Annotated in this window: 10 protein-coding genes; 6 read left to right on the top strand and 4 right to left on the bottom strand. The window is 44.3% G+C overall.

What is annotated here, in order from left to right; genetic code table 11:
* The first annotated feature begins 3 nt into the window (after window positions 1-3).
* Both ACTCNA_RS11205 and ACTCNA_RS11200 read left to right on the top strand, forming a co-directional pair.
* Window positions 4-2,700, top strand: a complete 2,697-nt coding sequence (locus ACTCNA_RS11205) for a bifunctional acetate--CoA ligase family protein/GNAT family N-acetyltransferase (protein WP_462948004.1) — start codon at window positions 4-6, stop codon at window positions 2,698-2,700.
* A gap of 198 nt (window positions 2,701-2,898) precedes the next feature.
* On the top strand, window positions 2,899-3,642 hold the full coding sequence (locus ACTCNA_RS11200; protein ID WP_462948003.1) for an SIR2 family NAD-dependent protein deacylase: 744 nt from the start codon (window positions 2,899-2,901) through the stop codon (window positions 3,640-3,642).
* 56 nt (window positions 3,643-3,698) lie between these two features.
* Here ACTCNA_RS11200 and ACTCNA_RS11195 read toward each other — a convergent pair whose 3' ends face one another.
* Window positions 3,699-4,166 (bottom strand): DUF4268 domain-containing protein, encoded by a 468-nt coding sequence (locus ACTCNA_RS11195; protein ID WP_462948002.1) that lies wholly within the window; start codon window positions 4,164-4,166, stop codon window positions 3,699-3,701.
* Between the two features lie 171 nt (window positions 4,167-4,337).
* Between ACTCNA_RS11195 and ACTCNA_RS11190 the strand changes: the two genes are divergently transcribed.
* Complete coding sequence (locus ACTCNA_RS11190) at window positions 4,338-4,835, top strand: cupin domain-containing protein (protein WP_462948001.1); 498 nt, start codon at window positions 4,338-4,340, stop codon at window positions 4,833-4,835.
* A 27-nt stretch (window positions 4,836-4,862) separates the two neighbouring features.
* Window positions 4,863-5,735 carry a hypothetical protein gene (locus ACTCNA_RS11185; RefSeq protein ID WP_462948000.1) on the top strand — a complete coding sequence of 291 codons (873 nt, stop codon included), beginning with the start codon at window positions 4,863-4,865 and terminating at the stop codon, window positions 5,733-5,735.
* Here ACTCNA_RS11185 and ACTCNA_RS11180 read toward each other — a convergent pair whose 3' ends face one another.
* Window positions 5,736-6,839, bottom strand: coding sequence for a glycoside hydrolase family 53 protein (locus ACTCNA_RS11180; RefSeq protein ID WP_462947999.1), 1,104 nt, complete (start codon window positions 6,837-6,839; stop codon window positions 5,736-5,738). It abuts the gene before it with no gap.
* Window positions 6,840-6,881: 42 nt separating this feature from the next.
* Window positions 6,882-7,649: a hypothetical protein gene (locus ACTCNA_RS11175; RefSeq protein WP_462947998.1), complete on the bottom strand. Its 768-nt coding sequence runs from the start codon at window positions 7,647-7,649 to the stop codon at window positions 6,882-6,884.
* A 224-nt stretch (window positions 7,650-7,873) separates the two neighbouring features.
* Between ACTCNA_RS11175 and ACTCNA_RS11170 the strand changes: the two genes are divergently transcribed.
* Window positions 7,874-8,110 carry a hypothetical protein gene (locus ACTCNA_RS11170; protein WP_462947997.1) on the top strand — a complete coding sequence of 79 codons (237 nt, stop codon included), beginning with the start codon at window positions 7,874-7,876 and terminating at the stop codon, window positions 8,108-8,110.
* A 50-nt stretch (window positions 8,111-8,160) separates the two neighbouring features.
* Window positions 8,161-10,230: a glycoside hydrolase family 172 protein gene (locus ACTCNA_RS11165; RefSeq protein WP_462947996.1), complete on the top strand. Its 2,070-nt coding sequence runs from the start codon at window positions 8,161-8,163 to the stop codon at window positions 10,228-10,230.
* 17 nt (window positions 10,231-10,247) lie between these two features.
* Here ACTCNA_RS11165 and ACTCNA_RS11160 read toward each other — a convergent pair whose 3' ends face one another.
* Window positions 10,248-11,120 carry a PIG-L deacetylase family protein gene (locus ACTCNA_RS11160; protein WP_462947995.1) on the bottom strand — a complete coding sequence of 291 codons (873 nt, stop codon included), beginning with the start codon at window positions 11,118-11,120 and terminating at the stop codon, window positions 10,248-10,250.
* Window positions 11,121-11,454 lie beyond the last annotated feature (334 nt).

Genomic DNA, 11,454 nt, shown 5'->3' with positions numbered 1-11,454 from the left:
CAAATGGCCATCAAGAAGTTAGACAGCATTTTCAAACCAAAACGGATTGCATTAATCGGAGTTTCCAATAATCCTGACAGCGTAGGTGGAATTACCTTGCGCAATTTAGTGGGTGGTGGATACAACGGAGTAGTTTACCCTGTAAACCCAAAGCGCGAAGCCGTTTTTGGCATTCCCTGCTACCCCGATGTAAAAAGTTTGCCCAAGGTTCCTGACCTGGCAGTAATTATGACAGCAGCCAAACTTGTTCCAACCCTGGTCCGGCAATGCGGCGAAGCAGGAATCCACGGCATCATCATCATGTCGGCAGGCTTTAAAGAGGCCGGCGATGAGGGCAAAAAACTCGAGGCACAGGTAAAAGAGGAAAAATCGAAGTTCCCTGACATGCGGATTATCGGTCCCAACTGCCTGGGAATTTTGGTTCCGGGATTAAGCATGAATGTGAGTTTTGCCAACGGAATGCCCGAAAAAGGCCATGTGGGCTTTATCTCACAATCGGGTGCACTTTGTACCTCGGTGCTCGACTGGGCTTATGAATCACACATTGGGTTCTCCTATTTTGTTTCAATAGGAAACTCGATGGATGTAAACTTTGGTGATTTAATCGACTATTTTGGCCAGGATCCCAACACAAAATCTATTGTGCTTTATGTTGAATCCTTATCGAAGGCCCGCACCTTCATGTCGGCAGCACGTGCATTCTCACGCGAAAAGCCAATTATTGTATATAAATCAGGTCGTTTCCCCGAATCAGCAGCCGCGGCAGCATCCCACACGGGTGCACTGGCATCGGAAGATTCAATTTACGACGCTGTTTTCCGCAGGGCAGGCCTGGCCAGGGTTTACGATTTTGGCAACATTTTCGACTTTACCGACCTGGTTGGCCGCCGGCGCATTCCAAAAGGAAACCGGCTGGCAATTGTCACAAACGCTGGTGGTCCCGGTGTTATGGCAACCGACTCCCTTATTTCGTGGGGCGGGAAACTGGTAAAACTTTCTGATTCAACCATGCAAAAACTTAACGACTACCTGCCACCTTTCTGGTCGCACGGAAACCCGGTGGATGTTTTGGGGGATGCCACACCCGAGCGTTTTGCCGAAGCAACCAGGATTGTGCTGGAAGACGAAAAAGTTGATGCCGTGCTCGTTTTGCTCACCCCACAGGCAATGACTGCCCCCACCAAAACAGCTGAAGCTATTGCCGAAATGGCAAAGAAAACCTCCAAAACAATTATGACTGGCTGGCTTGGTGGTACCAGCATGCGCGACGGGATTCAGGTATTCAACAAAGCCGGCCTCTCGAGTTACCCAACACCCGAGCAGGCCATCCGGGCATTTATGACACTCTCTTATTATGCCAAAAACCAGGAGATGCTTTATGAAACCCCCAAAGAGGTGCCGTTATCGTTTGAATACGACAGAAATCTACTGCGCGAAAAATACCTTAAAGAGGTTTTTCCAAAAGCCAAAATTCTGAACGAAGACGACTCGAAGATGCTGATTAACGATTATGGCATCGATACAACCCACCCCACACCAGCTGCTACAGAGGACGAAGCCGTTAAAATATCTGAAAAGAAAGGTTACCCGGTAGTAATGAAAATTTATTCGCCCGATATTACCCACAAATCAGATGTTGGTGGTGTTGCCCTGAACATCAAAGATGAAGAAATGGTGAGGGCCACTTTCAGGAATATGGTAAAAACCGCGGCTGAAAAACGACCTGATGCAAAAATTGACGGGGTTACCATACAAAGAATGGTTGATAACAAAGACGCGGAAGAGATCATTCTCGGCATTAAAAAAGACCCGGAATTCGGAACTGTCATGCTGGTAGGTATGGGAGGCACCTCGGCCGAATTGTTCAAAGACAAGCGATTGGAATTTCCACCACTGAATGAACAGCTTGCAAGGCAAATGCTCCAGTCGCTGAAGATTTATCCTTTACTGGAAGGTTACCGCGGGGCACCGGCAAAAAATATCGACAAACTGGTAGAAGTGCTAATCCGCATGTCGTACCTGGCAGCCGATTACCCTGAAATTAAGGAACTGGATATTAATCCGCTGATAGTTACACCTAAAGATGTAATTGCCCTTGATGCCCGCATTGTGGTTGACGAAGAGGTGCTGGCCACCCCGGTAAAAGAATACTCGCACCTTATTTTACGTCCGTATCCGGAAAGCCTGATTACAACTAAAAAATTAAAAGACGGCTCGCCGGTGACGCTAAGACCGATTAAGCCAGAGGACGAACCCATGTGGCTGGACCTGCTCGCCAGTTGTTCAAAAGAATCAATTTACCACAGGTTCAGGTACGACTTTTACTTCGATTCGCACGAAGTGGCGACACAGTTCTGTTTTATTGATTACGACCGTGAAATTGCCATTGTTGCTGAAGTTGAACTGGAAGGCAAAAAACACATTGTAGGTGTGGGACGCCTCATTGCCGACCCCGATGTGGAGGTGATGGAATATGCCATATTAATTACTGATGCCTGGCAGAAAAAAGAACTGGGTTACATAATTACTGAATATTGTATGAAAGTTGCGAAAATCAGGGGCGTAACAAAACTTGTTGCAGAAACAACCCGCGACAATAAGCCAATGATTTCTGTCTTCAGAAAACTCAACTTTAAAATCAGATTTAATGAAGATGGTACTGTTACGGTAAAAAAAGGATTAAATGGTGAATCGGAATAGATTCAAATAACATACATATCAACTCGAGGGTGCCTAAAAAGCTATCACCATCATTATTCAGAGCGCAGGCGAAAAACCAGTACAGTTAAAGACCGATATTTTTCGCAAAATACTTCCGCCGGAAGACTTCGCTCAACATGACAAAATGGTTTGAAGTTAAATTTTTTAGGCAGCCTCCTGTTTTTTTGAAAAATTTTAATGAATATTGAAAAGATAGAACAGGCAGTAAAACTAATCCGAAAATCAAAATACATGGTTGCCTTTACAGGGGCGGGAGTTTCTGTCGAAAGCGGAATTCCGCCTTTCAGGGGTACCGGCGGGTTATGGACTTCTATACACCCTATTTTTCTTGAAATTGAATATTTTCACAAAAAGCCACTCCAGGCCTGGAAAAAAATTAAAGAAATATTTTACGACAAGCTTGGCGATGCTGAGCCCAACATGGCCCACGAAGTGCTGGCAAAAATGGAAAAGCGCAGTTTCCTGGAATCGATTATTACGCAAAACATCGACCACCTGCACCAAAAAGCCGGGAATAAATATGTGTATGAATTACATGGAACTTATCGCCGGTTGGTTTGCACCGAGTGCAATACAGAATACGACATGAGTTTTGCCGATTTGAATTTCCTGCCGCCCACCTGCTACATTTGCAAAGGAATTTTAAAACCCGATATGGTTTTTTTCAACGAAGAAATTCCGGCTTTTGCCAAAAAACGTTCGTTCGAAGAAGCAGAAAAAACCGATCTGCTGCTCATTATTGGCACCCATGCTGAGGTGCTGCCGGCCGCACGAATACCGGAAATTGCCAAAAAAAACGGGGCAAAAATTATCGAAATAAACATCAAACCATCCCCTTTTTCGCACTCCATAACCGATATTTTTATACAGGCACGGGCTACCGAAGCCATGGGAAAAATCGGGGAGCTGCTTTATCTGTAACCGCACAAAACAGGAAAAAAGAATGGAATTGAAATAGTTGCCCCGGCTGCCTGAATTCATCCCACTTCCTCTTTTAACACATCGCGTACCATCAAAAAGTTTTCTTCGATGCGGAGCATGTTTTCGATGAAAAAGTTGTAGATGTCGGGCCAGTCTGTGCGGCGGTGGCAGTTCACGTTATTCAGCATCGTGTAAATGCGGCACACCTCCTGTCCGCTGTCCTCGCGCTGGTGAAAGAATTCCCAGGTTAACCCATCAGGAAAACCATCTTCAATAACTACTTTATAGTTTTCCAGAATTTCGTAGGCTTTCAGTCGTTTGTCTTCGTTTTTGTGGCTCAGCTCCAGGATCACTTTTGCATCGGAGCGCGATGCCTCGAACCGCAGTGCCACGCCCCTGATTTTTGTGCGGTGCAACATCCATTTTTTCCGCCGTTCGCGCAGCAACGGATGAATCTCGCAACGTTTGCCAAACTGCTCCCAGAATTCCAGCCGTAGTTTTTTAGCCTCTTCTTTTGAATACATGTTTATAATGTTCCGGTTCAGCAAAATAAATTTTTACTTTTGAAAAAGGAATACTTTTTTGAAAGAATGTCAAGATTTTGTAATCCTTTGAGTTTTGGAGTTTGGGTGGCAATTTTTTTTCGCCACAAAGGCACAAAGCCCACAAAGTAATCACGAAAAAAAGAAGTTGAAATGAAAACAGCAGCTTACTGGATTGAAAAACTGGAACTTGAAAAACATCCCGAGGGCGGATATTTCCGGGAGATTTATTTGTCGGATGACATAGTGCCCCAGACCGGGTTGCCGGCCAATTTCCGCGGAGAACGCAGTTTTTCCACTTCTATTTATTATTTGCTCGAAGGCAACGATTTTTCAGCTTTTCACCGTATTAAGTCCGATGAAATTTGGCATTACTATGCCGGCAGTTCTGCCATCGAAATCCTTTCGCTGGAAGAAGGAAAGCTGAAAAAATACCTGGTTGGCAACGACCCGGACCTTGGGCAAACTTTCCAGGTCATTGTTCCGAAAAAGACCTGGTTTGCCGCACATCTTCAAAATTCTGACAGCTATGCACTGGCCGGATGCACTGTTTCCCCGGGGTTTCATTTTGAAGATTTTGAACTGGCCGATGAAAGGTTAATCGGTGAATTTCCTGAAATGAAAGATGAAATTGTTCCATTTTTACGGTAAATTCGCTTTTTTTGAATGACTTGCTTTATGATTAAATATTTCGTTTTTATCCTTTTTATTGCTGGATACTTAACAACAGCCGCCCAGCCGGTTGAAGTGCAGGCGAATTACAACAGCGTGGGCGATGTGGATTTTGTGGCTTACAACAATACGCCGGCACCACTGTTTCTGCAAGTTGATTTTGCCGATTTGGAGAATACAACTTTTGATGAGCCGCTGCCATACATCAAACTGCTGGAACCGGGATTCAACACTCTTTTTACCTTGTTGCGATGCCCTGATGGCGGAGTGCCGCGTTTCAACTATCAGTTAAAAACTTTCCGCTCAAATCCTATGGCACTGGCCGATCTGGATTTTCCGTATCTGATTCCGCTAAAACCTGGTGAAACACCCTCGGTTTTCGATGTGCAAAATATTGATGGTTTTTGGGGAACAGACGAACCTGAATCGTGGAACGCAACAGGATTCAACGTTCAACACGGCGATCCGGTTTTTGCCAGCCGTACCGGCACTGTTGTTGAAATTACCGGTGCTGTGCGTGACGGCGATCCGGCAAACTGGTACCACACATGGACCAATTCGGTTACCATGCTTCAGCCCGACGGAACCCTCATTTGCTACCGGAATGTGATCGACCCGGATGAAAAATTAAAAGTGAATGAGAAAATTTTTGCCGGCCAGCAAATTGGCGTTGTCCCTCCTAATGCGAATGAACTCATTCTGCTGATTTTTCAACACAGCCTGAATTCAGATGAATTACGGTTTGTTATTCCTCAGTTTGTTATTAGCGAAAATAAAACAGGCTTATTGTTTTCTTCGCAAAAATACAATGTAGTACATCCTGTTGAAATCAGAGGACTTGAAATGACCAGGCGCGAAAAACGGCGAAACCTGAAGTAGTTAATTTTCTGCTTCCCACGCCGAAATTCCCTTAAACGCATTTCCGTCGCGACTGAAAAGGCTTCTGCCTAAATAAGGAACTCCTGTTTCAGGAATATCCATACCGTCGGGTTTCCAGTAATACACCGAGGTAACTTTCGGGTGTTTTTTCAGAATATCATCCAGTTTCATCAAAAAATCATATTGTCCCTGTTCGTTTGGAGGAAAAGGCTGCACATCGAGCACCCACTCCGCCGGCTCGGGATAAAAGCCGTTGGCGTAATAAGCCGTTTCAACCACCGATATTTCCTGCTCATATTTATTGGACAAAAACTGGAGGTTGTTTTCCAGGTCATCGAAAGTGCCGTGCCACCAGGGGTAGTAACTCAACCCGATAACATCGAAATCGACTCCCCGCTGAATAATGTTGCTGTAGAAATTGTCCGATTCAACTAAATTCCCGCCCGTTGCGGCATGGATTAGTATGGGAATATTCGCTCCGTTCTCTGCCTCTTTAACACCTCTGATTCCGGCTTTCAGTAAATTCGTCAGCTCATCCCAGTTGGCGCTGCCATCGTTATTCCACAATTTTCCCTGTGGCCAAATCATGCCGTTGTTTATTTCGTTGCCCACCTGCACCATGTCGGGGGCTGCTCCTGAATTATTCAATGCACTCATTACTTTTTTTGTGTATTGGTAAACACTGTCGCTAAGTGTTTCAATGTCCAGGTTTTCCCAGGCTGCCGGCACATATTGTTTGGCAGGATCGGCCCAGGTGTCGGAATAATGAAAATCGAGCAGGAATTTGAAGCCGTACGATTTTGCTTCCTGCGCCAAAGCAATGGTGTATTCCAAATCGTTGCAAACCGGGCCTTCCATGTCGGGCGAGTGAAATACACGCAGCCGGCACCATGTGTAGTTATTGTCCTTAAAAATTTGTAACCCCTCTTTTGCCTCGCCGTTAATTTTATATTCGCCGCCGGCATCTTCGAGCTTCTTCATGATGGAGAAATCGCCGCCATACTCCAGGATACTTTCTTCAGGCAGATTCTCGTTATTATTTTCTTTGTCTTTGCACGAAAACGAAAAAAGCAACAACGCCAATGCTAAAACTAAATTACGCATAAAAGCAGATTTTGAAATAAATGGGAAAATTAACGAATTTTTTTAATAATGCTGCGTTAGTGCCGATCGCCACCAGTTGTAGTGTTTCAATTCGAGCTCTTCAACCGGCGGAAACGGGAAATACAGAAAATGTTTCTTCTCGCCAATAAAAAATCCGTTTTTGATGGTTCGGTAAGAGATATCTCCCCGCAGGAAACGAAGTACAGTTTTTGTCAGCTTACCTTTTGTTTCGTTAAGTTTTATCAGGCATTCGCGCAGGTGGTCAGGATTGGGATAGGGCAGGTTGTGCAGCGGAGCATTCGGATCGTTGGCCAGTTCGTTAAGCAGCAGTTCTGCAAAAAACAATTTAGGTGTTGAAACCGGTTTGTTTGTGTCGGTAAGAAACCGGATAAATTCGTCGGGGGTAAGCTTGCTCGCCACACGGGTAGTTATCGGGTTAAATTGCTGATAAAGATGAATATCATCCGAATCTTTTTCTTCAAATTCGGAAGAAGTGAGTTCGAGTACTTTACCGTCGTCGGTGGCAAGATATAGGTTTTTCAGGGCAGCCAGGGGAGTTCTTTCCAGCACCCTGTAAATGCCGAAAAACACCGAGCGTTTGGGTTCGCCGTTGGAATAGGGAACCAGTTTGCTGTTGATGTATTCTTCGGGGAAATCTTTAATTTTGGCCGGGTTAATTTCAAAAAAGATGTTCTGGCCACGTGAGCGTTTTTTGGTTCCAACCGACAGGTAGTGACCAAATTCGTGAGGGGCAAGGTGCGAGGCGATGAATGATTCGGGCGTAATTACGAGATAATAATACTTTTCCATGGTCGCAGTTTTTTTTGGTTTTCTTATTAAAGTTACTGAAAAATAAAGTGGTTGTCAATGATTGCGGGAAAAAAAACGAAACTGAAATTCATAATAACACATGAAAAAGGATGATCCAAATTTTTACTTCGTTTTTGTTGTAGTAAATTGATTTCATCCTTTTACTATCAAAATGAAATGGATTTAGGAATTATGGTAGCAGCAAGTTTAATTATTGCGACTTCATGTCAGGAAGAACCCGGTGGAGTGCAGTTTTTAAACCTGCCGGGCAAAACTCGCTCACCACTTACCTGGCACCCAATCTTATTTACTATTCGGTTTGGATGACCGGTTTTCCGTTGTTTTTTTATAAATTCATGGAAAGTTCGGTGGTGGTGATTGCAGGTTCGCTTGTTTGGGCTTTTGCTATGATTGGCTTTGCAGCGTTACTGTCAAAAATTGGCATCAGGCTGAAGTTGTAACTGCCAATTTTTTAACTTCGTATTTTGTAGTAAAATAAAAATATATAATCATGACCCGTACCTTCTTGTTAATCGGAATTATTGCCTCGCTTCTTTTTTCATCGTGTAAAAAAGAGAAAGTAACATTGGATTCACTGCTCGGCGAAATGACTGACCGTGAAGTGCTGGCACGTTTGCCCGAAATGCCCTACACACTGAAACAATTCAGTAGTTATGATCGCGAAAGCACCGCACCAGGCGAAGAGGGCTGGTGGGCAAATGCTGATTTTACGCATTTTATCCGCGAAGAAGAAAACAACGGCCGGCGCGAATTTGTGCTTTTCGATGCTGAAGGACCAGGCGCTGTGGTGCGCTGGTGGATGACTTTTGCAGGCGAAGGGGCAGCGGATGGCACGGTTCGGATTTATGTAGATAACAAACCGGAACCAGTAATTGAAGGAGATATTCTTGAACTGCTGAGTGGCGGTATGCTAGCAGAGGAACCACTGGCAGCGTCGGTTTCGCACGAAACAGAATACGGTCAGCGCGGGCACAATCTCTACCTGCCTCTGCCTTATGCCAGCCAGTGTAAAATAACTTACGAATGCGATGCCGTGGAAATTACCGATGAGGGAAGGCACCCAAGCATTTATTACAATATTTGTTACCGCACCTATGAAAAAGGTGCTGAAGTAGAAAGCATCTCGCCCGAAGTGGTTCAGCAGAACCGTGAACTTATTGACGCAACCGGTCGGTTATTGCTGGCCGGTTATCCTGAAAGTGATCAAAAAGAATTATCGGATGAAAAAGCATTGGCTCCCGGGGAATCGTTAACACTCAATTTTGAAGGTGCCGGAAAGGCTGTTTCCTATTTGTCGGCTGCTATTGAAAGTGAAAACCTTCAGCAGGCACTTCGCTCTACGGTGCTTTCCATTTCATTCGATGGAGAAGAAACGGTATGGATTCCTGTGGGTGAATTTTTTGGAACCGGCTATCAGGTTTTTCCCTCCAACACCTGGTACACAAAAGTTACAGAGAATGGTAAAATGGAATCGTACTGGTTGATGCCGTTTAAAGAAAATGTTGAAATTAAATTTACAAACTTTGGCGAAGAAACGGTGATCGTGCAGGTTGCAGCAGATTTGGAAAACTACAAATGGAGCAATACGAGCTTGTATTTTGGTGCGGCATGGAAAGAACATTACCAGATTAATACCGCAAAAGACCCGGATTTGGATAACCATAAATGGCACTTCGATGTGAATTATGTGGATTTGAAAGGGCAGGGGCTTTACGTGGGTGATGCACTTACCGTTTTTAACACCGCCGATGCCTGGTGGGGCGAGGGAGATGAAAAGATTTTTGTTGACGGTGAAGAATTTCCATCGTTTATCGGAACCGGTACCGAAGATTATTATGGATATGCCTGGTGCCGCCCCGAAAAGTTTACCCATCCGTTTATTGCACAGCCTACAGGCACCGGAAATTTTCATCCGGGAATGACGGTGAACATGCGCTACCGCACACTGGATGCCATTCCTTTTCAGTCTGAAATAAATTCCAATATTGAATTATGGCATTGGGCAAAAACAACCATTAATTTTGCCATGTCATCGTTTTGGTACGCCCGCCCGGGCGTTGAAACCAACGCAGTTAACAATGTGGGAAGTGTAAAAAATCCAGTGGCACTCGACCGGTCGGCTATTTATCCGCCGGTAGTGGATGAAGACGGGAAGATTGAAGGTGAGCATCTTGAAGTAGTTTTAACGCCTTCGGGAACTGCCGGCATGCAAGGGGGAGATTTTGGCTGGAGCGGCGACAGCCAGTTGTGGTGGCGACATGGTGAAAAAGATGACGAACTGCTTTCCCGTTTTATTCTCGAAGAAGACGGCAGATACCGGATTTCAACACGATTAACCCAGGCACCTGATTACGGAATTATTCAGCTTTACCTTGATGGACATCCTCTTGGACAGGAGTTTAACGGGTATTATTCTGAAGGGGTAAGGGCAGTGGAGGTTGATTTGGGTTCCCGGGTTATTAACGAAGGAGAACACATTTTAACCGTAAAAATTCTTGGAACCGATGCAAATGCCAAACCCGGCAACATGGCCGGAATTGACTGGTTGAAGTTTGAGTAGGACTATTTTATATTTTATTATTCACCCAACATCGGAAACAATTTTTTGATCTCATCATCCGATGGCCTTCTTCCGTATTCACAAATTTCGAATGATTCGGCTACTTTTACATTTTTCGCTTTTTCTTCGCCATACCATTTTTTAAGTGATTGACGCATTTCTTTAGTGATTTGTGGTTTGCGCAATCCGGCCAGCCATTCCAGCCGTTCTTCTTCGGTTTCGGGCACTTCATCCAACCTTCCGCTGGTCCAGGGCAACCACTCAAAAAACTGCGATTCGTGTGCGGCCATCCCGTAAATTTTTTGGTCGTACACATCGGTAATATCCACGGCAATATCGGGTTCAAAAGGATAAGGTTTCTTAAAACGGTCTTGTGCGTATAAAAATACCGGGTTTTTTTTTAATGGCGGGGTATCAGTTACCACGTTCGGTACAATTACCATATAGGCAGCGTCCTGTACCAGTATTGAAGTGTTCCGGTGATCAGGATGGTAGTCGTTTGGCCGGTGGCTGATTACCACATCGGCATTCCACTGCCGGATGAGCCGGATAACTTCTTTCCTGTTTTCAAGTGTGGGCATCAGTTCGCCATCGTGGTTATCCAGGACGATGTATTCTACACCAAATCTTTTCCCGGCTTCCTGCGCTTCCTGTCGCCTGATTCTGGCCAGTGCGCCGCCTCCTTTTTCGTGGTGACCGGCATCGCCGTTAGTCAGGGAAACAAACAAAACGTTGTGGCCCATTTCAGAAAACTTAATAGCAGTGCCACCGGCATCGCCGTCAGCATCGTCGGGATGGGCACCAATAACAACTACGTTAACAGGAGATTGTGAAAATGAAAAGGGAACAAAATAGAAAAAAGCAATCGAAATAACAAGTAATTTCTTCATCAGACTATTAGTTTAGTTTTATAAAAAGTTAAAAATAATTTTCTTTTTTTACCCCACAGTATTTTTTGGTTTATTTTTGAGTTCCTTTTTAAATTTATCAATTTATTTATGGCCTGTACCTCATGCTTATCTGGCACGTTAGTTAGTTTTTTTATTTTTCTCGCCTTTCAATAAAATTGAGTGAACATTATTAAAGCTGATTAGTTTAAATTGATTCTAAATGAATAATAGTTTGGTAACTACTCAGGTCTTAATGCTTAAAACTTTTTAGTGGGAGCAAAATCATTTTTACAGGTAGCAACATTGATGGCAAACCGTATAGATTCGGATGGAT

It is taken from the genome of Tangfeifania sp. (assembly GCF_055108615.1).
This window is presented reverse-complemented; position numbering and strand designations above follow the sequence as displayed.